Genomic DNA, 21,473 nt, shown 5'->3' on the forward strand with positions numbered 1-21,473 from the left:
CCGAGGAGAATAGGGCCGCGCCCCCCGTATGGCGCGCAAGGTTCGAACATGCACAGCCAGCCCGTTCGCCTGTCAGCTGCGTGACGCATCGCCAAAAGGAAGACTGTAGGGCGCATCACCCCTTGGGGCGATGCACCACCCGCTAGGCGGATTGCGTGTCAGCCTGCTTGCCCATACGCTTCGCCAGGCGGCAGGTGTCGAGCTTGTCAATTCGCTCCGCCAGGCGCAGCTGGCAGGCGGTGGCCAGCTTGAGCAGCTCCGCGCTGGTGGCCGGCATCTTGCCGGGCGGGGCGATCAGCTCCGCCATGGCGCTGAGGGTGGAAACGCTGCTATTGAGGCCGATCAACCTGCCATGGGGCCAACGCTGCTTGTTGTTGGGCGCGTAATCCAGCGCCACCACCCAGCGCGAATGCTGCCAAGTGCCTGGCTCGCGCAGCACCGCCTCCATCACCGCGCGGCTGACCTGCTGCGCGGCCTCCGCGGCGAGGGCCAGCGCCAGGCGCAGGGTTTCCGCCGTATGGGCCGCGCCGGCCTCCTGCAGCAAGACCGGGCGGGTTTCCTCCAGCCACCAGCGCCGCAAGCGCCGCGCGCCGGGCTTCTTGATGCGGCGGAACACCTCGTCCAGCTCGCCTTCGGACAGGCATAGCACCGGCTCCGCCTCATCCGCCAGCCGCAAGGGCCGCCCCAGCGGCTCGCCCAAAGCCTTCAGCAAGTCCTTCACCTCCAGCTTCATGGACGCCGCCACCTCCGCGGCCACCAGCCAAAACCCCTCCGGCCGCCGCAGTACCCGCATGGCCAAACCCTTGGAGAAATCCAGCCGCAGCGGCGCATTCACCTGCTGATCGATAGCTGCATTCATGGCCGGGCCTCCCCAAGCAAACGCGCAAACTGCGCTGCTAAAAACGCAAGCCGATATGCGGCGTGCAGACGCAACAAGGCACGCGACCAGCGGCGGGGAGGGGGAATCAGGCGAGGGGAGAGTGAAACGACAATACGAGCATCCATAGCGATGTCTCCAAACGGCTTTGCCCGACCAAGCATTGCGAGCGCAAGGGCACGAGTGGGATGCAATGCAAGGGCGTGTTGAACAACCACGGCTTTCGGGCGTGGGCCACCGCTAACGGAGGTGTGTTGAGCACCATCGTTGAATTTAACAGTGCCGCTGCTTGGGGTCAATCCAGTCAGGTAGAATGGACAGTAATTTGGCTTTGGAGATGGCTATGTCAGTTTTATTTGCCGAATGTTTACAAGCTTTGGGTGGTAATACGAAGGTTATAAGTGCCAGCGATGCTGAGGTTATTTTTTTCTGATCGAGGAGAGGAGAGATCAGGGAGCTGCTAGAGCAGTTCAATAAGGAAAGTGGAAGACTCTATATTTTTTGGGATGATGCCGCTGTTCCAGTTTTAGAAATTCCAGTTTCGTGCATTTTAAAAGTTATAAGTTGTATTGATGATATTCTTGCCGTTGGATTTAAAACTTAAATCTATCAATCTGAGGCAGTGGCAATTATGGAAGCATCGTCATCTGGAACTGGATTTTTGGTTAGCCATAACTCTGCTGGAGAGGAGTGAGAGCGTTGTTAGTGGATGAGCGGGAGAGGTTAAGAGCGCAGCTTAATGAATTTCATGAAAATTCCTATGGGATGGGCGTTGCTGCCATTTGGTGTCAGATTGAACCAACTCTAAGCATGGAAAAGAAAAGAGAGATATTTCTTTACATCTTACGTTTGTTGTTTGATTCAAATCTAGTGAAATGGGGCTGTCGATCTGAAATTGTCCAAGATTTTAATCTTGTACTTGCAGAGATGGAGAGCGGCTGGCCTGATGATGACGAGTTTGATGATGATCAATTCTTGACTGTGCTGGCATACGACAGCGATGGAGTATCAAAGACGCATGCTTGGATAGAGGGTGATTTAGTCTGGATTGATAGTTATGGGAAGTATTTGTGGTCTACGGATGCTAAATTATAAGCTTAGAAGTGTGATCGAACCAATTTGCCAGCCCCCCCTTCAGTGCAATCTAGGATTTTGCAGCGCTGTTGGGGCGGCCTGGGGTTGCAAGGGGATTGGCCGCGCAATCCCCTTGCCCGTTTGCCGGGCGGAATCGGCATGACAAAAATTATCCGCGAATCGGATTCCAAAAGATAATGGCGATCTCAATGGGGTGCTTCAACTTCGTGGTAAACGTTGGGCTTCACAGGTTCAGCCCAGCCTGCCATGCTATCATTTTGTTACGTTGAGGATTTTGCGCGTAGAGGGTTTTTAGTTTTTCGGATGTAAATAATGCGAATTTTATCGTTAAATACCCCGCCAAAGAATAATCCAATCTTCAGCTTAATCTCGAAATCCTCATCCTTTGATGTGTAAACTTTCATAATGACCACGACAGGCCAGCGCCAGCTGGAAGATTGTATTGATTGGATATAGCATCCCCTGTAATTCCTTTGTAGCCAATCTTTCGCCATGCCTCGAGCCGCATCTGAGCGTCGCTTACTTTCCAGACATATCCCATAAATACATGGCGCAATAAAGAAAGCTTGGAATATTTTCTCCCACGGCATTTTATCGCGCCTCCTGCCATGCTGGTATAAGTTTTGATTTGCGCTCAGGGCTCACTTAACTCAGACCAGAGTGGAGGTAGTCCCATTCTTTCCATGATAATCCCATAGTCCTCAAAGCTATTAAACGATATTTCGTTGCTTAGCCAAGCAGCATCACATTCCTCACAAACCCAAATTGGCTGTTTCATTTTTCGCAGTACCATTGCTTTAATTTCGCCTTGTTGGCATCTTGGGCAAACTGTCATTTTATATTAATGTGGGTAGAGATAAATTAGATCTTAGTATCATAAAATTTTGGATCTGGCACTGTAGTTAGCGTTGCATATCAAATGGTTCATGTGACCATGATTGGTCGTTCACATACTCACCATAGCCAACAATTTCATAATACTTTGTCATTGCTTCAAAATGAGAAGAGGCGTAGAACGTTGTAACAAGCCGAGAGCGTGGGCCAAGTAAGGCCCTGAATCCATCACCATCAGGCCCTGCCAAGCAAAGGCCGGGCAAAGACTGACCATCTTCGTTAATTTCTTCCCATGCCTCATGTAACAGTGATGTCATTTTAGTAGCTCAACTCTTCAAATTTTTTAGATCGAATCAATGTGCCCATAGTCCCCTTTCAGCGCAAGTCGGCTTTCGAACCAGGCTCGGGGTTTTAAGCCGCCGGTTGTTCGACGCGGGGCGACGGTAGCGCCTACTGTTGAGCGAATCAAAGATTCGCACGCATGTAGTTCCGGCAGCTCCCCGAGGTTGGTTTGAAAGACGGGGTTTCGCAGCGTTGTAGGGGCTGTCTGGGGTTGTCTGCGTGCGAACGGGACTGCTGGGTTGGCCCTGCATGTCCCGTTCGCTCAGCGATGGGATTGGCCGCGCAATCCCCTTGCCGTTTGCCGGGCAAAACCGGCATGACAAATATTATCCGCGAAGCGGATTTCAAAATATAACCCTGCAGTTCCAATTAGTTGATTCTATTATGCGGTAAAATGGGTTTCACAAGTTCAGCCGCATTTGCCATGATGTTTCTATTGGTTGCTTTTATTTCGTAGTAAGTTTTGAATTGATAGTTTTAGGCTGCTGCGCTCTAGCTTATATTATGCTCATTCTCATGATTGTGGTTTCAAAGTTGAGCCCTCTTATTTCTTTGTACATGCCTTGTAAAATTTTATTCTTGTCTTCGTCTTTGTTTAGAACCCCAATTGCAATTATTTTAAATCCATTTATATAGTTTTCAGAAAACTCAGTTGGGCTGGCATCTATTGCTTTTGCTAATGTAATGATTTTATTTTTTAATGTTTGATAATTATTTACTTCATCCTTTTTTATGTTTGCAGTTTTGAATATGGATAGCAATCCCAGGGTTGCTCTGTATGATGGCTTGTTATCATCCCAGAATCTTTTGAAGAATTCTCGCACATCATTGTTTTGAATGGACTGATCTAGTTTTTCTATAGAGTCAGTTGACTTTATGTTAATTGCGAATAGCGCTTCAATAAATTCCGACTTATTTTCATCATTCTCGAAATCGGAGAGCATGTCAAATCGAAGGTCTGTGTAATTTGCTCCGATGGCATTGTTGGGTAGTCGAGAGAATAAGCCGATAAAGACAGATTTGACTTCCTCGTATATTACCTCGTCACGGTGAATATTCGATAGTAGGGAGAATGCGGATGTTTTGTACTGATTGCTGTCGGTTACTTTGAATCTTCCCTTGGCGCCAATGTATTTTAAAAGTTGAGGCCTAATATATCGAGCAAGCTCTAGCTCCACTCTTTCTATTGGATTTTGGAAGTTGGCAGCTTTTGCAATCTCCCAAGAATCTTCTGTTTCAATACATTTTAAGAGCACATGAGCATTGGCAGTTTCTGAGCTGACGATGCTCATAGTGGTTTGACAGCCATTGACTATGCTTGGATTTTCTAGGCTAATGATAGAGTCACTTATTATTTTTATGGCCGTAGCTTTGAATGTCATGCCATTGTTTCGCTCTAGCATCTTTTCTGGAGACTCTTCTAATGTTGATGCAATGGCCTCGTTAACGGTCTCTCTTTTTCCTCCGCTTTTCAGTTTTCCTCCTTGTACGCCAAGCCATTCTCTTATGTTCTCAAAGAAGATAGAGTCTCCTGTTTGTTTATATATTCTTTTCACTTCTTCTGTTTTTGTTACTCCAATGAAGACATTTTTTTCTTGAATAAATGGATGGCTAAGGGTTATGCGGATTTCTTTTGGTGGTACGTATGCTTGGCGATATATTGATCTTATTTGTGTTAGAAGATCCTCTCCTTGTATTGTGTGAAATAAATTATTCTCCTTTATCTTTTCGTAAAATTTTAATGATGGTCTTTGTGATTTCTCGTATAACTTTATAAGATTTTCAATTTTTGATGTGGTAAAGATGAGATATTGATGCGGTTGGCAATTTTCTAGATCAAGATTAAGATTTTGTTGTGCATTTTCATCTTCGGTTATTGTATCATAGGAAGAAAATTTGCTTATGATGGAATCTATATCATCTACTTTTGATATCGTAAATTTTGATTGAATTCTTAGTTCAATTTTATCGCTATCTATAGATTGGAATCTGATGTCTACCCCTTTGTCCCATGATTTTTTTGATTTCTTGGATTTTTCAAACCGGATTCCAAAATCTATATTTGGCACAATATATTCTGCAAGAGTTGCAAACTTATCACCCTTCTCAGTTGTGCTGAGGTCTTCCATTTGAGAGTTTAAATGATCAATAAGACTGCCATAATCAGATAGAAAATCTGGATAATCATTGGATTCCATGGGTTCCATATTTAATTGGTTCACAGTATTATTGGTAGACATCTTTTTTCCTTAAAGAAAAAGGCACACTAAGAGTGTGCCTTTTGCATAAGGAGCTGTCAAATCTTAATGTCAAATCAATCCCAGCTCAACGCCCCGCCAGTCTGATATTCAGTAACCCGCGTCTCAAAGAAGTTCTTTTCCTTCTTCAAGTCGATCATCTCGCTCATCCACGGGAAGGGGTTGTTGACACCCGGGAACAGCGGGTCCAGGCCAATTTGCTGCATGCGGCGGTTGGCGATGAAGCGCAGGTATTCCTTGAACATGCTGGCGTTCAGGCCCAGCACGCCGCGCGGCATGGTGTCTTCGGCGTAGGCGTATTCCAGCTCGACGGCTTGCTTGAACAGGTCCACGATCTCGGCCTTGAAGCTGTCGGTCCACAGCAGCGGGTTTTCCAGCTTGATGGTGTTGATCAGGTCGATGCCGAAGTTGCAGTGCATGGACTCGTCGCGCAGGATGTACTGGTACTGTTCGGCGGCGCCGGTCATCTTGTTCTGGCGGCCCAGGGCCAGGATTTGCACGAAGCCGACGTAGAAGAACAGGCCTTCCATGATGCAGGCGAACACGATCAGGGATTTGAGCAGCTTCTGGTCGTTTTCGACGGTGCCGGTCTTGAATTCCGGGTTGCACAGCACGTCGATGAACGGGATCAGGAATTCGTCCTTGTCGCGGATGGACTTCACTTCGTGATAGGCGTTGAACACTTCGCCTTCGTCCAGGCCCAGGCTTTCCACGATGTATTGGTAGGCGTGGGTGTGGATGGCTTCGTCAAAGGCCTGGCGCAGCAGGAACTGGCGGCATTCCGGGCTGGTGATCTGGCGATAGGTGCCCAGCACGATGTTGTTTGCGGCCAGGGAATCCGCGGTGACGAAGAAGCCCAGGTTGCGCTTGACGATGCGCATTTCGTCTTCGGTCAGCTGGCCGGTTTTCCATTGTTCGATGTCGCGCTGCATGTTCACTTCCTGCGGCATCCAGTGGTTGGCGCACTGCGCCAGGTACTTTTCCCAAGCCCACTTGTGCTTGAACGGTACCAGCTGGTTGACGTCGGTCGTGCCGTTGATCACCTTCTTGTCCACCACGTTTACGCGGCCGGTGCCATGGGCGTCCATGGAGGAGGGGGCGGCGGACGGGGCGGGGACGGCGTCTTCGAAATTCAGCATGGGTGCTCCTGATTCTTGGTTTTGCCGCGCGGGCGCGGCGGTTTGCTTATGCGGTTTTTACGGCTGGTTCTGCTTGCGGCGTCTGCATGGCCTGGGCCGGCTGCAGCTGGCTTTGCCGCGTGATTTCTATGCTGCCCGGCGCGGCCGGCGCATCGTCCGGCGGCGCGGCCTGCACGCTGAGGGCGTGGGCGCCGGCGTCGGCCACCAGCGGCCGGCGGCCGCTCACGCTTTTGCGCAACAGGTAATAGGCGGTGGTGCTCATGGCGTCTCCGGCGGCTAGAAGCGCAGTTGCTGGGCCAGCTGGCGGATCAGCCTGCGTTCACAGGCCTCTTCCTGCTCCACCTGGTCTTGCAGCCGCCGGCGCTGGGCGCGCAAGGCCAGCAGCTGGCGGTATTGCTGATTGGCCACGGCCAGGTCTTCCTTCAGTTCTTCAATCTGTTGCTGCAGCTCTTCCGGCTGGCAGTAGGCCACCAGGGTGTCGCCTTCTATCCAGGCCTTGCGCCACAGCTGGGCGCGGGGCAGGCGGCGGGACTCGTTGAAGAAGTCTTTCCACTCGTTTGGCGGCGCGGCGTTCAGTTGCAGGTACATGTTGAACAGCAGGAACTGCTTGTCCGGGTTGTGCGACTTTTCTTCGCAGAATCCGGTAATGCCGATGTTTTCAAATGTCTGCATCTGACCCTCCCATGGCGCTGCCTGTTGCTTTGTCCGCCGAACCCGGCCGACACCTGCCGCGCTAGCCGGCCTCGGCTTGCGGCTGCGGCGACGGCGTGGCCATCGCCTGCTGCTCCGGCGCGGTGTCGTATTGCACCACGCCGTAGATCTTCCATTGTCCGGCCACCCGTTTCAGGTGGTAGCCGGTGCGGTAGCGCCAGGGCGGCTGGCCGTGGCGTTCCACGGTCCACAGCAGGGTGGCGCAGGCTGCGTCGCGGCCCATCGGCAGCACGCTTTCCATTTGGTGCGCGGCGCCGGCGAAGCCCTGGGATCGATACCACTCCAGCAGGGCCGCGGTGGTGGCGCGCAGCGAGTACATGTCCTGCCAGCTGGCCAGGTCGCCGTGGTGGATGGCGGTGAAAGGCACGGTGAAGCGCGAGATCACGGCATCCACGTCCAGCTGCGAATAGCTTTGCCGGTATTGCTCGAAAAATGCTTCCAGGCTCATTGCGGGGCTTTCGTCTCGTTTCTGGGTCGGGGCACGGCATTTTTCCAGCCCGCCGCCATGCGCGCGGGGCCGGGGCTTGCATCCCGAAACCACCTGGAGGCCAAGCGGCTTGAGGATGGAGAGGCTTGCGCCTCCCGGTTTGGCTTAACCTCGCGAGAGATTTTGCCCATTCGGCGGAACGCCCCTTGCGGGGTGTTCCACCTTACGAAACCTGCCTTACTGGCAGCTCTCGCAATCGGGGTTGTCGATGCTGCAGAACTTGGCGTCGGTGGCCGGGGTGTTGTCCACCGCGGCTGCCGGCGCGGTTTGCGCCTGGCTGGACACGGCGTTCAGCTCGCCGCCGCGGCCGGTGGACTTCTCGGCGCTGGTGGCGGCCAGGGTGCGCAGGTAGTAGGTGGTCTTCAGACCGCGCAGCCAAGCGTGCTTGTACAGCTCGTCCAGTTTCTTGCCGGAAGCGCCGGCCATGTACAGGTTCAGCGACTGGGCCTGGTCGATCCACTTCTGGCGGCGGGAAGCCGCTTCCACCAGCCATTTCGGGTCCACTTCGAAGGCGGTGGCGTAGATGGCTTTCAGTTCGGCCGGCACACGGTCGATCTGGCCCAGGCTGCCGTCGAAGTACTTCAGGTCGGCCACCATCACTTCGTCCCACAGGCCGGCGGCCTTCAGGTCGCGCACCAGGTATTCGTTGGTGACGGTGAATTCGCCGGACAGGTTGGACTTCACGAACAGGTTCTGGTAGGTCGGCTCGATGGACGCGGACACGCCGATGATGTTGGCGATGGTCGCGGTCGGGGCGATGGCCAGGCAGTTGCTGTTGCGCATGCCGTGCTGCTTGATGCGCTCGCGCAGCTTGTTCCAGTCCATGCGCTCGGTGCGGTCCACTTCCAGGTAGCCGCCGCGCTCGGCCGCCAGCAGGTTGATGCTGTCGTGCGGCAGCACGCCGCGGTCCCACAGGCTGCCGCTGTACGACGGGTAGCGGCCGCGCTCTTCGGCCAGCTCGGTGGAGGCCAGGTACGCGAAGTAAGCCACCATTTCCATGGATTCGTCGGCGAATTCCACGGCGGCGTTGGAGCCGTACGGCACGCGCTTGATGTGCAGGCAGTCCTGGAAGCCCATGATGCCCATGCCCACCGGACGGTGCTTCAGGTTGGAATTGCGCGCCTTCTTCACCGGGTAGAAGTTGATGTCGATCACGTTGTCCAGCATGCGCAGCGCGGTGCGGATGGTGCGCTGCAGCTTGTCGGCGTCCAGGCTGCCGTCTTCCTTCAGGTGAGCGGACAGGTTCACGGAGCCCAGGTTGCAGACGGCGATTTCGTCGTCATTGGTGTTCAGCGTGATTTCGGTGCACAGGTTGGAGCTGTGGACCACGCCCATGTGCTGCTGCGGGCTGCGGATGTTGCACGGGTCCTTGAAGGTCACCCACGGGTGGCCGGTTTCGAACAGCATGGTCAGCATTTTGCGCCACAGGCTCAGGGCCGGGATGCGCTTGTACACCTTCAGCTCGCCGCGCGCGCCGCGGGCTTCGTAGGCGGTGTAGGCCTTTTCGAAAGCCTGGCCGTACAGGTCGTGCAGGTCCGGGGTTTCGGACGGGGAGAACAGGCTCCAGTCGCCGCCTTCCATCACGCGCTTCATGAACAGGTCCGGAATCCAGTTGGCGGTGTTCATGTCGTGGGTGCGGCGGCGGTCGTCGCCGGTGTTCTTGCGCAGCTCGAGGAATTCCTCGATGTCGGCGTGCCAGGTTTCCAGGTAGGCGCATACGGCGCCCTTGCGCTTGCCGCCCTGGTTCACCGCCACGGCGGTGTCGTTCACCACCTTCAGGAACGGCACCACGCCTTGCGATTTGCCGTTGGTGCCCTTGATGTGCGAGCCCATGGCGCGCACCGGGGTCCAGTCGTTGCCCAGGCCGCCGGCGAACTTGGACAGCAGCGCGTTTTCCTTGATGCCTTCGTAGATGCCGTCCAGGTCATCGGCGATGGTGGTCAGGTAGCAGCTGGACAGCTGGCTGCGGCGGGTGCCGGAGTTGAACAGCGTCGGGGTGGACGACATGAAGTCGAAGCTGGACAGCACCTTGTAGAACTCGATGGCGCGGTCTTCGCGGTTCACTTCGTTCAGCGCCAGGCCCATGGCGACGCGCATGTAGAAGGCCTGCGGCATTTCGATGCGGGTGCCGTCCACGTGCAGGAAGTAGCGGTCGTACAGGGTTTGCAGGCCCAGGTAGCCGAATTGCAGGTCGCGTTCGGCGTCCAGCGCCGCGCCCAGCTTTTTCAGGTCGTATTCGGCTAGCTTTTCGTCCAGCAGCTCGGCGGCGATGCCCTTCTTGATGTAGTCGGCGAAGTAGGGCGCGTATTGCTTGCCCATTTCGTCCTGGCTCACGGCCTCGCCCAGGATTTCCAGGCGGATGTTGCCCATCAGCAGGCGGGCGGTCACGTAATCGTAGGCCGGGTCTTGCTCGATCATGGAGCGGGCGGCCAGGATGGCGGACTTGCCCACTTCTTCTTCCGGCACGCCGTCGTAGATGTTCTTCAGGGTTTCGGCCAGGATCGCGTCCACGTCGATGCCGGCCAGGTTCTTGCTGGCGGCTTCGATGCTGGCGCGCAGGCGCGGCACGTCCAGCGGCAGCTTGCGGCCGTCCTTGCGCAGCACGTTGATCTGCACGCTGGTCAGCGCTTCGCCGCGGGCGGCGCGCTCTTGCGAGCGCTGTTCGCGGTACAGCACGTAGGCGCGGGCCACGTCATGCTCGCCAAAGCGCATCAGCGACAGCTCAACCTGGTCCTGGATGTCTTCGATGTGGATGGCGCCGCCTTCCGGCTTGCGGCGCATCAGCGCGTTGACCACCTGTTCGGTCAGCTGGGCCACCTTGTCGCGGATGCTGGCGGAAGTGGCGCCTTGATTCCCCATCACGGCCAGGAAGGCCTTGGTCATGGCGATGGAGATCTTGACGGGTTCGAACGGCACCACCGCGCCATTGCGTCGGATGGTCTTGTACAGGCTGAAATCGGCTTGCGGCGCTGCTGCGCGGCCGAGTTCCGCGGCGGTTTGCCCTTCAAAGGTGGTCAGTTGCATGTATCCCTCGATAAAGAGAAGTTTACGTCCGGCCGCGCTGCTTTCTTGGAGGGCAGGTCGGCTTGTGGACAATTCTGTTGAAAAGCTGTGTGCGGGCTGTGGGTAAACACAATATATACCGTCAGCACCGCTGAATCTGCCCAAATTCTAGTGGTGGGGGTGACGTAGTTCAAGTCTTGACTTTGGCCGGAAATCTGGCAGCGAGGGCGGAAAGCCGCGCCGTTATTGGCTTTGCGGGGAAGCAAATTTTTTGGCGGGGAAAATGGCGCGCGGATGGGACCGTCAGAAAATTGCAGGAAACCTCGCATGCGCTAGCAGCTGTTGCCCATGATTGAATAGGCACTAGATGTTGTAGACATGCACTGTTGCGCGCCCGCTACGACTATGGCGTGAATTTGCGGAAGCGGCCTCCGCAAGGCAATGCGGGGGGAGGGGCGCCGTTTTCTGGAGGGGGAAGGGAGAAACGCGCGTTCGCGCCTCTCCGCCAAGGGAGGGCGCGAATGCCGAGTGAGGGGTTCACAGGCCGTTGAACGGTCCGGTCAACGTGGTTTTGCCGTCCGCGCTGGGTACCTTGGCGCCTTTCATCGCGAAGTAAAGCGTCTTGCCGTAGAAATAGGGCAGGCCGATCAGCACCATTCTGTCCTCGTGGCCGCCCAATTGGCCCAAGGCGGCGTAATGCTCGAAGTCTTTCTCCGCGGTCGGCGCGACGGTGAAGGCGTAGCCGGCGGTGGTCGCCCCCTTGTCATCCGTCACCGACATCGACACCACTTCCGGCTTGTCGGGGTTGTACCACCATCGTCCCGGGTAGAGGGTGGATAGGCCGTTGAGGCTGGGGAAAGTCAGGGTGTTGGTGCCGCTGTCGAAGGCATCGTAATAGAGCGCGTTGAATGTCGAGGCTGGCTTGGAACCGATCCGGAGCGTGATGCTCTTCATCCCCATGTCTTCATTGACGTAGGCTATCTTGGTGTTCGGCGCGAGCTTGTTGTTGTCCTCGGTGCCGATGCCCAGGATCAGCTTGCCGTTGCTGGACTCTTGCACGCGTCCATTGCTCAGCGCGTCCATCTGCAGGATCACGCCGTTGTTGTCGTCTGGCAGGCGGCCTACGGGGTTGGGCACTTGCTGCGTCTCTGCCAGGCGCTGCCGCGTGCAGCTTGAGGCGGTGCAGGTGTAATACAGCGGATTGTGGTCCAGCGTGTCCGGCGATACCCCTATGGTGCCGTTGGAGCCGAAATCTTCCACCGTATCCTCCAGCGGCCCCTGGGAGTTGCAGCCCAGAGGCGGGGCCGGCACGCGGCTGTCGCCTATCAACTGGAAGGGCACCATTTTCCCGTATTGCGGCTTGGTGCCCCTGTCCAGAGTCGGATCCGTGCCCAGCCAGACGTCAGCCTGGGCCACGCTGCCCCAGGCGGCGCTCTGCACATATTGCAGGCACTCGGCGACAGCCATGCCGTGATGGGTTTCCGGCGCGAACGCCGTCCGCAGGCTGGGCTTTAAGGCTTCGCTCATGATGCGCAGGCCGGCGGCGCCGGTGTCCACCAGTATGTCCGGGATGGTCTGGCAGTGGTCGACGTCGGTGTGTCCCGGCAGGCACAGAGTGACGCTCACGGTTGGTTGATTGGCGGCCTGCACAACCGCATTGTGATGGACCCGCATGGGCAGCACATTGCTTGCCGCGCCGGCGCTGCTGGAGATGGCTGCGAGAGTGGCGATGAGTAGTTGGCGCATGATGATCCCTTTCATTTGATGTCCGCGGCGGAGAAACCGGCCGGAAGCAATTGCGGGACATATGCGCTGCCGGCGAAGTTGGGCACCTTGCCGTAGGCTTTCACCACCAAGGTGGAGTTCGATACCGACAGCACGCGGCGCGAGACCTGGGCCGAGCGGCTTTTTTCCAGCGCCCGCAGCGAATTCCTGTAACTGGCGTAGTGGACCTGTCCGAACAGCTGTTGCAGATCGGGAATCGCGGGGCCATGCCAGGCGACGCCGAATACCCGGCCCTGGTATAGATACTCCCGCACGGCGGTGCCGTCCTGGGTGGAAAAGGCCTTGATCTGGTAGCCGACGCCCTGAGGCGTGACATCCACGGGCTGCGGGGCGGATTGCTGGATGCTCCTTGCCCGGGAGGGCGGACCGCTCAGCGCGGCCAGATCCTGGTTCACGCTGCTTGCGCTGCCGCCCAGCGAGGCCAGCGCGGCAAGGGGCGACAATAACAGAACAGTGCAGATACCTGGTTTCGAAAGCGATGTTTTCCAAGACATATTCGTGCATACCTCATGTTTGGGCGCCATTGCGACGAGATGGTCCGGCCGATATCGCTCTGCTGCGATCACGTCTGTCAGGGCCGCGCCGGCGAGTGGTGGGAATGGCCTGAGAAGCGCATTCAGTCCCAGGCGGGAAAGTCGGGATGATTCATGCCTCCTTAGTCGGATGGAATGGCAGGGGTACGCTATCCAAAAGCAACTGACGGTAAATATTGAGTCGGTTGTTTTTCATCCGAATCCGATGCCGGAAAGCGCCACCCGGCACGCCGAAGACACGCATTGAAAGGCAATGCCGGCGAGGCTTTCAGGCGGCTCGGAGAGGCGGCGCGAGAGGGGAGCTCAGGGGGAGGGGCGGATTTCGGAATAGTCTGATAGCCATCGCCGGGCTCCAGGCGGCGTTGGGCGGCCCCGTAGCATTTGGCCTGCGGTCACGCTCTGGGATGGTCCCGGAGGCGGCCTTACCCATCTGCCTGAAAGGAAACGGCATGCGTTTTTATTCGAACCGAACCCTGCGCTGGGCTGGCGCGATCTGTCTGTGTTCGACGCTGTCGGCGCAGGCGGCGCCGGCGCTGGAGAAAAAAGAGATCTCCATCGCCGTCGGCGGCCTGGGCACGCTGTATTACCTCCCGCTGGTCATCGCGGAGCAGCGCGGCTATTTCCGCGATCAGGGGCTGAAGGTGTCGATTGCGGATCTGCCGGGCGGCGCCAAGGCGTTGCAGGCATTGATGGGCGGCAGCGCGGACTTCGCGGCGGGTTCGTTCGAGCATGTGTTGCAGATGCAGGCCAAAGGCGTGCCGATCCAGTCCATCGTCACGCAGGGGGATAGGCCGGGGTTGGTGCTGATGATGCGCAAGGACAAGGCGGCCGGCTGGCGGTCTCCGGCCAGCCTGAAGGGTTTGAAAGTGGGCGTGAGCGCGCCCGGTTCGGGCACGCATCTGTTCCTGAATGCCTTGCTGGCGAAGGCGGGGCTGGCTGCCGACGCCGTATCGGCGATCGGCGTCGGCACGGGCGCGACGGCGGTGGCCGCGTTGAAGCGGGGAGAGATCGACGCGCTGGTGGCCGTCGACCCCAGCGTCAGCTTGCTGGAGCAGGATGGCGCGGCGGTGACCAAGGTCGATACCCGCGAACAGGCCGGCGCCAAGGCCGTGTACGGCGGCGCCTGCGCGGCGGGCTCCATCTATGCCCGGGCCGGCTTCATCCTGCGCCACCCGAGAACGACGCAGGCGGTCGCCAACGCCATGGTCAGGGCGCTGAGATGGTTGAAACAGGCGACTCCCGCGCAGGTGGCTGCGGCAGTGCCTGCCGCGTTGCGCGGCGATCGGCCGGGGATTTATCAACTGGCGCTGGCCAGGAATTCGGGGGGATACACCGCCGACGGCGTGATGAGCGAGGATGCGGCGCGGCACGCGTACCAGTTCCTGTTGCCGGCCTATCCGGCGTTGAGCAAGGTGCGGCTGGAGCAAAGCTACGACAACCGCTTCGCGCTGCGCGCCAGCAGTCTGCCGGAGCGGCCGTGACGCCGCCCGCGCTTGCCTTTGACAAGGTGACGGCCGGCTATCAGCCGGGGAGCCCGATAGTCGAACGGTTCGATCTGCGGCTGATGCGGGGGGAGTTCCTGGCGTTGGTCGGGCCTTCCGGATGCGGAAAGTCCACGCTGCTCAATCTGGCCGCGGGCTTGCTTGCGCCGGATGCGGGCTGCGTGCGCGCGGATGGGCGGGCGCTGGACGGGCTCAATCCCCACGCCGGATACATGCAGCAGGCCGACACGCTGTTGCCGTGGAAGACGACGCTGGACAATGTGGCGCTGGGGCTCGTGCTGCGCGGCATGAGCCGCGGCAACGCGCGGGAGCGCGCCCGGCAATGGCTGCGGGACGTGGGCCTGGCCGGCTGCGAGGGCTGCTACCCATCGCAATTGTCGGGGGGCATGAAAAAAAGGGCGGCGCTGGCGCAGGCGCTGATCAGCGAGCCGCCCATCCTGCTGCTGGATGAGCCGTTCTCGGCGCTGGATGCCCAGCTCAGGCAGAAAATGGGCGCCGAGCTGTTGCGGCTCGCGCGGGCGGGGACGCGCTCGACATTGCTGATCACCCATGACCTGCAGGAGGCGATCGCGCTGGCCGACCGGGTGGTGGTCTTGACCGCCGGGCCGCCGTGCCGGGTGGCGGCGGATATGGCGATCGGCCTGCCGCATCCGCGGGTGGCGGAGGAAATGCCGCTGGAGCCTGGTTTCAGCCGCTACCATGCGGCGTTGTGGCGGGCGCTGAAGCGGCCGGCGGAGGAGGCGTGTCCATGACATTGCGGCGCGAACGGTTTTGGGGCGTCTCGCTTTTGATCGGCCTGGTCGGCATGTGGTGGGGATTGACCGCCGGAGGCATCCTGCCGCCGTTCTTTTTCGGCGAGCCGCTCATGGTCGGGCGGCAGTTGCTGGACTGGCTGGGCAGCGGCGTGCTGTTCCCGCATCTGGGCACGACCTTGCTGGAGACTTTGCTGGCCTTGCTTGGCGGTTCGCTCGCCGGCGCCGGCATGGGGCTGTGGCTGGCGCTGGCGCCCTTGGCCGCCGCCGTGCTGGACCCTTACATCAAGGCGGCCAACGCGATGCCGCGCGTGGTGCTGGCGCCGGTTTTCGCGCTGTGGTTCGGCCTTGGCATCGGTTCCAAGGTGGCGTTGGGTTTCACCCTGGTGTTCTTCGTGGTGTTCTTCAATGTGCTGCAGGGCGTGCGCGAAGTGCCGCCGGCGGTGCTGGACAACGTCCGGATGCTGGGCGCCGGCAGACGCCAGCTGTTGCGGCACGTTTACCTGCCGTCGGCGGCCGGCTGGCTGTTCTCCAGCATGCGCAACGCGGTCGGCATGGCGTTCGTCGGCGCGGTGGTGGGGGAGTATCTCGGCTCGGCGCGGGGCATGGGCTACCTGATTCTGCAGGCGGAGGGCGCCTTCGACATCAATGCGGTGATCGCCGGCGTTTTCGTTCTGACCGCATGCGCGCTGGGCCTGGACGCGGCGGTCAGCCTGGCCGAGCGGCGTTTGCTGGCGTGGCGGCGGGGGCCGGGAAGCGGTTGAACTTCCCGACCCGCGGAGACGACCGGGTTAGCGCGGCCGCGCGCCCCAGCTCAACGCCGTCTGCGTTTCGACGGCGGCGCTGGCGAATGCCTGGTCGATGCGCGCGGGATCGTCCCCGGCCATCCGCAGGTCCGCCTTCAGCCGCTGCCCGATCCCGGACAGGGTTTCCGTCACGTCCGCGCCGCGATTGTTGAAGCGTTCCAGCAGCTTGTGCAGCGGGTAATGCTTTTTGGCGACCGCCGACTCCTTGCCGGCCAGATAGTTGCGGCCCACCGTTTCAGCCAGGGAGCAGCCCTGGCGGTCGAACAGGTAGTCGATGTCGTTGAAGCGATCCGCCTCGAATTCCGCGCCGCCGAACTTGGCGCGGCCGAAGTCGATGGCCTTCAGGAACACGGCGCCGTCTTCCAGGCGCTCGTGCACCAGCAGATTCTGCATGTGCAGGTCGCGGTGGGACAGCTGGTTGCAATAAAACGCCCGGGCCATGTCCACCAGCTGCGCGGCCATGCTCCTGGCCTGGTCTTGCGACAGCTTGGGCAGCGCCGCGTCCAGTTCGCGGCTGGCGACGCGCGCGGAGTCGTACAAGGGCACCTGGGCGTAGGCGAACTTGTCGCTGACGCCGGGCGGCGCGTCGATCTGCCGCTGGGTGGAAATGTAGTGCTGCAGGTCGGGGCGGGATTCGGCGTATTCCTGCAGGCGGCTTTCGCGGACAAAGTCCTCGCGGCCGATATTGTCTCGGGCCTGCAGCACGCCGGTGGCGGCATGGAAGCGCTTGTGCACGCCGCCTGCGCCGAAGTCGGCGTCGCGCAGCGCGTTCAGCTGGTGCGGCGTGATTTCCAGCCTGCAGTCGTCCAGCGACGACGCCTGCGTCAGCACATGCTCTCCGCCGGGCGGAACGCCCAGGCGCGCCAACATCACTTCGCGCTCCTCCGGCGACACTTGCTCGGTTCTCACCGGGTGGCCGCTGATGCAATAGCTGGCCTTGCAGCCTGCCAGATCGGACGTCAGCGCCACGGTGAACAAAGTCCGGTTGTCGGGGGCGGCCATCTGCGCCAGTTGGTTGAACACGTGGAACGAGCGCGCCGGCCCCTGCTGGCTGTTCACCAGATCGAACAGCGCGTTGAGCGCGTCCTGTTTTTTCTCGGAGCGGAACAAGTCCTTGAAGCGGTCCCACAGGCCCATATGGGTGGCGGTTTGCTTGTCGCCGCTCATCATCCGGGCCGCGCGCTCGTTGCTCAGGGAAAACGCCGATTGGCGGGTGTTGAGGTTGATGGAGGAAGACATTGTGTGAGGCACCGTTGGAGAAAATCAAAAAACAGGCGCAAGGGGAAACTGCGGCGCGCCTGATCGCCTAGTGGGCAGAGTGTCAAAAACAGGGGCGGCCGGGCTTTCAAAAAACGATCAGCCTGACGCGCTTCGGCATCCTGCACGGCGATCTCAAGCCGGGGAACGTTCTGCTCGATTCGGATTGTCCCGACATCCGGCTGCCGAAGCCCAGCAGGCCGGTGAAAAGCGAAAGTCGCTTGATATGATGGGTTTGCGGGACGCGCCGGAGTCGCGTGGTTTTCGCAATTGGACGACGTCATCCATCCGGTTCGCGGACGCGTTGGCCCCGTGCGCCGCTTCCCCGCGAGGCTTTCAGCCCGCGGGCCATGCTGGTTTTGCCATTTCGTCCGTGCCTGCTTTTACAGACTCGCGCGGACCGCCGATACTGAAGTGTTCGCGATGCGTCTGTAACGGCCCGTGGGCGCAGGACTCATCGAGCGGCGGGGGAAGGTTTTGCGGCGTCAGGCTTTGCATTCGGCTACTTAATGAATTTGGAATTATGAAAAGCATATCAATATGCACTTACAATATTCATAAGGGCATGTCTCCGCTGAACCGGCATGTGAAGGTGGGCGGCATGGCCGAGGCCTTGGCCGAACTGGCGCCGGACATGCTGTTTCTGCAGGAGGTGCAGGGCAAGAACCTGGAGCGGGCCTTGCGCCACCAGATCTGGCCCGTCCAGCCGCAGCACCATTACCTGGCGGGCAGGCTGGCGCATCGCGCCGTGTACGGCTTGAACGCCAGCTACGGGCATGGCCATCACGGCAACGCTTTGCTGACGCGCTTTCCTGTCAACGACTGGTGCAACCGCGACATCTCGGTCAACCGCTTTGAAAGCCGCGGCGTGCTGCAATGCCTGCTGCAGCCGGACGGCTGGCCGCAGCCGGTGGTGGCGCTGTGCGGCCATTTCAACCTGCTGGCCTTTGACCGGCGCAAGCAATACCGAGGCCTGGCTGATTACGTGAGACAGGCCATCGCCGACCACCTGCCCTTGATCCTGGCCGGGGACTTCAACGACTGGCGAGGCGAGGCCAGCGCGCTGCTGCGGCAGGAGCTGGGTTTGGAGGAGGCGTTCCTGACGCTGCACGGCCGCCACGCGCAAAGCTTTCCGGCAAGGATGCCGATGCTGGCGCTGGACCGCATCTACGTGCGCGGCTTGAAGGTGGAGTCCGCCCGGGTGCTGAGCGGGCGGCCGTGGTCCGGCTTGTCCGACCACCTGCCGCTGTGCGCGGAGATCCGTCCATCGGGGTGATTTTAGAATCAGAAGAGATATGCAAATTCCGAGCAATTATATTGCAAAGAATTTTTTGCAATAACGAGACGATTGCTTATATTTTTTCAAAAGGGTGTTGACGCTAAGCGAAAAAAGATGTTCAATCTCAATCAAATTTATCGCCGATTTGAACACAGCTTGCGGGCGTAAAACAGCTAAAGCGTGGGTAGACAGACCCAGCAACACCTAAATCTGTCTACATAAGTCTACCGGTCGATCCGAAGATTTCCACAGCAAAGCCCGCCGCAGCAATCGGCGGGCTTTGTGCTTTGGGAGTGTTTGGAATGATTCATCTGCAAAATGTCCGTAAACGGTTCCGTCGCCCGGAAGGCGGCTGGTTCGACGCCGTCGCGGAAACCTCGTTGACCATCAAGGCTGGCGAAGTCTTCGGCCTGATCGGCTTCTCCGGCGCCGGCAAATCCACCTTGCTGCGCCTGATCAATCTGTTGGAGCGGCCTGACGCCGGCGCCGTGATCGTCGACGGCCAGGACCTGACCAACCTGTCTCCCAAGCAACTGCGCGCCGCTCGCCAGAACATCGGCATGGTGTTCCAGCAGTTCAACCTGCTGGCCAACCGCACCGTGGCCGGCAATGTCGCCTTTCCGCTGGAGATCGCTGGCTGGAGCAAGGCCGACATCGAAAAGCGCGTGGCCGAGTGCCTGGCCGTGGTCGGTCTGGAAGACCGCGCCAACCATTACCCGGCCCAGCTGTCCGGCGGCCAGAAGCAGCGCGTGGGCATCGCCCGCGCCCTGGCGCCGCGTCCGCACGTGATCCTGGCCGACGAGCCGACCTCGGCGCTGGACCCGAAAACCACCCAATCCATCCTGGACTGCCTGCAGGACATCAACGCGCGCTTCGGCGTCACCGTGGTGATCGTCACCCACGAGATGAACGTGGTGCGCAGCATTTGCCACCGCGCAGCGGTGCTGGATCAGGGCCGCGTGGTCGAGGTCGTGGACGTGAACGATAAAGAAGTCGAGGCCGATTCCGATCTGGCCCGCTCGCTGCTGGAGGCTGCGTAAATGGATGCCGCAACCCTGAACGAAGCCTTGCAGAACCTGCAATCGATGGGCCCTGAAATCTGGCAGGCCATCCTGGAGACCGGCGTGATGCTGGGCGTGGGCCTGGGCGCCGCCATTCTGTTCGGCGGCCCGCTGGGCGTGATTCTCTACCTGTCCCAGCCCGGCCAGATGTTCGCCAACCGCGCCGTCAACGGCGTGCTGAGCTGGGTGGTGAACCTGGTGCGCTCCTTCCCCTTCATCATCCTGATGGTGGTGCTGATTCCGCTGACCCGCGCGCTGGTGGGCAGCACCATCGGCCCGGTGGCCGCGTCGGTGCCGCTGTCCTTCGCCGCCATTCCGTACTTCGCCCGCCTGGTGGAGCAGACGCTGCGCGAAATCCCGCGCGGCGTGGTGGAGGCCGCCGAGGCGATGGGCGCCAGCCCGGCCCAGATCATCTTCAAGGTGCTGGTGAACGAGGCCCGTTCCGGCCTGATCTCCAGCCTCACCATCCTGACCATCAGCTTCCTCAGCTACACCGCGGTGGCGGGCGTGGTGGGCGGCGGCGGCATCGGCGACCTCGCCATCCGCTACGGCTACTACCGCTTCCAGACCGACGTGATGGTGGCCATGGTGCTGCTGCTGGTGGTGCTGGTGCAAATCATCCAGCTGCTGGGCAACCGCCTGGCGGCCAAGCTCGACAAACGCTGATTTCAAAATCTAAAGGAGAGAACAATGCGTAGATTCGTGATCAAGGCAGTTGCCGCATCCGTAGTGGGCCTGGCACTGGCCGGCCAGGTTCTGGCCGCCGACCCGGCCAAGAAGCAGATCGTCATCGGCACCACCGTCGGCGACTTCGGCGACATGGTCAAACAGTCGATCAAGCCCCAGCTGGAAAAGCAGGGTTACTCGGTAAAGCTGGTGGAATTCACCGACTACGTGCGTCCGAACCTGGCGCTGCAGGAAGGCTCGCTGGACGTGAACGTGTTCCAGCACAAACCCTACCTCGACAACTTCGCCAAGGAACACAAGCTTAGCCTGAAGGAAGTGTTCCAGGTGCCGACCGCGCCGCTGGGGATCTACCCGGGCAAGCTGAAGTCGCTGAAGGACGCGAAACCGGGCGTGACGATCGCCGCCCCTAACGATCCGTCCAACTTCGCCCGCGCGCTGGTGATGCTGAACGATCTGGGCTGGGTGAAGCTGAAGGCCGGCATCAATCCGCTGACCGCCTCCGAGCGCGATATCGCCGAAAACATCAAGAAGGTGAAGATCGTGCCGCTGGAGGCCGCCCAGCTGCCGCGCTCGCGCAGCGACGTGGACTTCGCCGTGATCAACGGCAACTACGCCACCAGCTCCGGCATCAAGCTGACCGACGCCGTCTACCAGGAAAAGAGCTACGCCTACGTGAACTGGGGCGTGGTGCGCGCGGCCGACGCCGCCAAGCCCTGGGCCAAGGATGTGGTCTCCGCCTACAACTCCGCGGCGTTCAAGTCCTACACCAAGCAGAAGTTCGCCGGCTACAAGCTGCCGCAGAACTGGAACTGAGTTTTTCTTGTAACACTCCTGGCTACAAGACTTGCGGAGGGCTTCGGCCCTCCTTTTTTTATGCCCGCGGCGGGGGCGGGCATTCCGATGCATTTATATATGTTCATGCCGCGCCGCATGCGGTCCGCCGCGCTTGCGCTGCGGGCATCGGCCATGCCTTTCGTGGTAGAATGGAAAGATTGTCACATCCGTCGGCAGGCGGCTGGGCGGGCGCGAAAACGCAAATGCGGAGCGCGCGGCCCAGGCGGCTGC

Annotated in this window: 19 protein-coding genes; 8 read left to right on the plus strand and 11 right to left on the minus strand. The window is 59.3% G+C overall.

Features of this window, described 5'->3' with window-relative positions:
• Positions 1 to 142: 142 nt before the first annotated feature.
• Complete coding sequence (locus CV_RS11165; protein WP_011135823.1) at positions 143 to 859, minus strand: hypothetical protein; 717 nt, start codon at positions 857 to 859, stop codon at positions 143 to 145.
• 717 nt (positions 860 to 1,576) lie between these two features.
• On the opposite strand from CV_RS11165, the gene CV_RS23525 reads away from it, so the two are divergent.
• Positions 1,577 to 1,972, plus strand: a complete 396-nt coding sequence (locus tag CV_RS23525) for a hypothetical protein (protein ID WP_147296136.1) — start codon at positions 1,577 to 1,579, stop codon at positions 1,970 to 1,972.
• Positions 1,973 to 2,874: 902 nt separating this feature from the next.
• Here the strand turns inward: CV_RS23525 and CV_RS22890 are convergent.
• The 9 genes from CV_RS22890 to CV_RS11200 all read right to left on the minus strand — a co-directional run bounded on the left by CV_RS22890 (position 2,875) and on the right by CV_RS11200 (position 12,974).
• Entirely contained in the window at positions 2,875 to 3,123 is a 249-nt protein-coding gene (locus CV_RS22890; RefSeq protein ID WP_011135828.1) for a hypothetical protein, read from the minus strand.
• 522 nt (positions 3,124 to 3,645) lie between these two features.
• Positions 3,646 to 5,346 carry an AIPR family protein gene (locus CV_RS22895; RefSeq protein ID WP_080509122.1) on the minus strand — a complete coding sequence of 567 codons (1,701 nt, stop codon included), beginning with the start codon at positions 5,344 to 5,346 and terminating at the stop codon, positions 3,646 to 3,648.
• A gap of 116 nt (positions 5,347 to 5,462) precedes the next feature.
• Positions 5,463 to 6,545, minus strand: coding sequence for a ribonucleotide-diphosphate reductase subunit beta (locus CV_RS11170; protein ID WP_011135831.1), 1,083 nt, complete (start codon positions 6,543 to 6,545; stop codon positions 5,463 to 5,465).
• A 46-nt stretch (positions 6,546 to 6,591) separates the two neighbouring features.
• Positions 6,592 to 6,807 carry a hypothetical protein gene (locus tag CV_RS11175; RefSeq protein ID WP_043596105.1) on the minus strand — a complete coding sequence of 72 codons (216 nt, stop codon included), beginning with the start codon at positions 6,805 to 6,807 and terminating at the stop codon, positions 6,592 to 6,594.
• Positions 6,808 to 6,821: 14 nt separating this feature from the next.
• The gene (locus CV_RS11180) at positions 6,822 to 7,217 is read right to left on the minus strand and encodes a hypothetical protein (RefSeq protein WP_011135832.1); all 396 of its coding nucleotides are present in this window, start codon (positions 7,215 to 7,217) and stop codon (positions 6,822 to 6,824) included.
• 61 nt (positions 7,218 to 7,278) lie between these two features.
• On the minus strand, positions 7,279 to 7,704 hold the full coding sequence (locus CV_RS11185; protein WP_011135833.1) for a nuclear transport factor 2 family protein: 426 nt from the start codon (positions 7,702 to 7,704) through the stop codon (positions 7,279 to 7,281).
• Between the two features lie 216 nt (positions 7,705 to 7,920).
• The gene (locus tag CV_RS11190; protein WP_043596108.1) at positions 7,921 to 10,767 is read right to left on the minus strand and encodes a ribonucleoside-diphosphate reductase subunit alpha; all 2,847 of its coding nucleotides are present in this window, start codon (positions 10,765 to 10,767) and stop codon (positions 7,921 to 7,923) included.
• 516 nt (positions 10,768 to 11,283) lie between these two features.
• Positions 11,284 to 12,492: a DUF3443 domain-containing protein gene (locus CV_RS11195; RefSeq protein WP_043596110.1), complete on the minus strand. Its 1,209-nt coding sequence runs from the start codon at positions 12,490 to 12,492 to the stop codon at positions 11,284 to 11,286.
• Positions 12,493 to 12,503: 11 nt separating this feature from the next.
• On the minus strand, positions 12,504 to 12,974 hold the full coding sequence (locus CV_RS11200; protein WP_052278811.1) for a DUF2844 domain-containing protein: 471 nt from the start codon (positions 12,972 to 12,974) through the stop codon (positions 12,504 to 12,506).
• Positions 12,975 to 13,513: 539 nt separating this feature from the next.
• Here CV_RS11200 and CV_RS24095 point away from each other — a divergent pair.
• Genes CV_RS24095 through CV_RS11215 form a run of 3 tightly spaced genes read left to right on the plus strand, consistent with a single transcriptional unit; the run spans position 13,514 to position 16,082 of the window.
• Positions 13,514 to 14,545 (plus strand): ABC transporter substrate-binding protein, encoded by a 1,032-nt coding sequence (locus CV_RS24095; RefSeq protein ID WP_043596113.1) that lies wholly within the window; start codon positions 13,514 to 13,516, stop codon positions 14,543 to 14,545.
• A complete protein-coding gene (locus CV_RS11210) occupies positions 14,542 to 15,318 on the plus strand; it encodes an ABC transporter ATP-binding protein (RefSeq protein ID WP_011135837.1) in 777 nt (258 codons plus the stop codon). The genes CV_RS24095 and CV_RS11210 overlap by 4 nt, the downstream gene beginning before the upstream one ends.
• A complete protein-coding gene (locus tag CV_RS11215) occupies positions 15,315 to 16,082 on the plus strand; it encodes an ABC transporter permease (RefSeq protein ID WP_011135838.1) in 768 nt (255 codons plus the stop codon). Before CV_RS11210 ends, CV_RS11215 begins: the two co-directional genes overlap by 4 nt.
• 27 nt (positions 16,083 to 16,109) lie before the next feature.
• Here the strand turns inward: CV_RS11215 and CV_RS11220 are convergent, their stop codons facing one another.
• Complete coding sequence (locus tag CV_RS11220; protein ID WP_043596116.1) at positions 16,110 to 17,363, minus strand: hypothetical protein; 1,254 nt, start codon at positions 17,361 to 17,363, stop codon at positions 16,110 to 16,112.
• A gap of 541 nt (positions 17,364 to 17,904) precedes the next feature.
• On the opposite strand from CV_RS11220, the gene CV_RS11225 reads away from it, so the two are divergent.
• From CV_RS11225 to CV_RS11240, 4 genes are all read left to right on the plus strand, one after another.
• Positions 17,905 to 18,657, plus strand: a complete 753-nt coding sequence (locus CV_RS11225; protein WP_043596119.1) for an endonuclease/exonuclease/phosphatase family protein — start codon at positions 17,905 to 17,907, stop codon at positions 18,655 to 18,657.
• Positions 18,658 to 18,962: 305 nt separating this feature from the next.
• On the plus strand, positions 18,963 to 19,700 hold the full coding sequence (locus CV_RS11230; protein ID WP_011135842.1) for a methionine ABC transporter ATP-binding protein: 738 nt from the start codon (positions 18,963 to 18,965) through the stop codon (positions 19,698 to 19,700).
• Positions 19,701 to 20,387, plus strand: coding sequence for a methionine ABC transporter permease (locus tag CV_RS11235; RefSeq protein WP_011135843.1), 687 nt, complete (start codon positions 19,701 to 19,703; stop codon positions 20,385 to 20,387).
• Positions 20,388 to 20,411: 24 nt separating this feature from the next.
• Positions 20,412 to 21,221, plus strand: a complete 810-nt coding sequence (locus CV_RS11240) for a MetQ/NlpA family ABC transporter substrate-binding protein (protein WP_011135844.1) — start codon at positions 20,412 to 20,414, stop codon at positions 21,219 to 21,221.
• Positions 21,222 to 21,473 lie beyond the last annotated feature (252 nt).

This window comes from Chromobacterium violaceum ATCC 12472, from assembly GCF_000007705.1.
Lineage (GTDB): Bacteria > Pseudomonadota > Gammaproteobacteria > Burkholderiales > Chromobacteriaceae > Chromobacterium > Chromobacterium violaceum.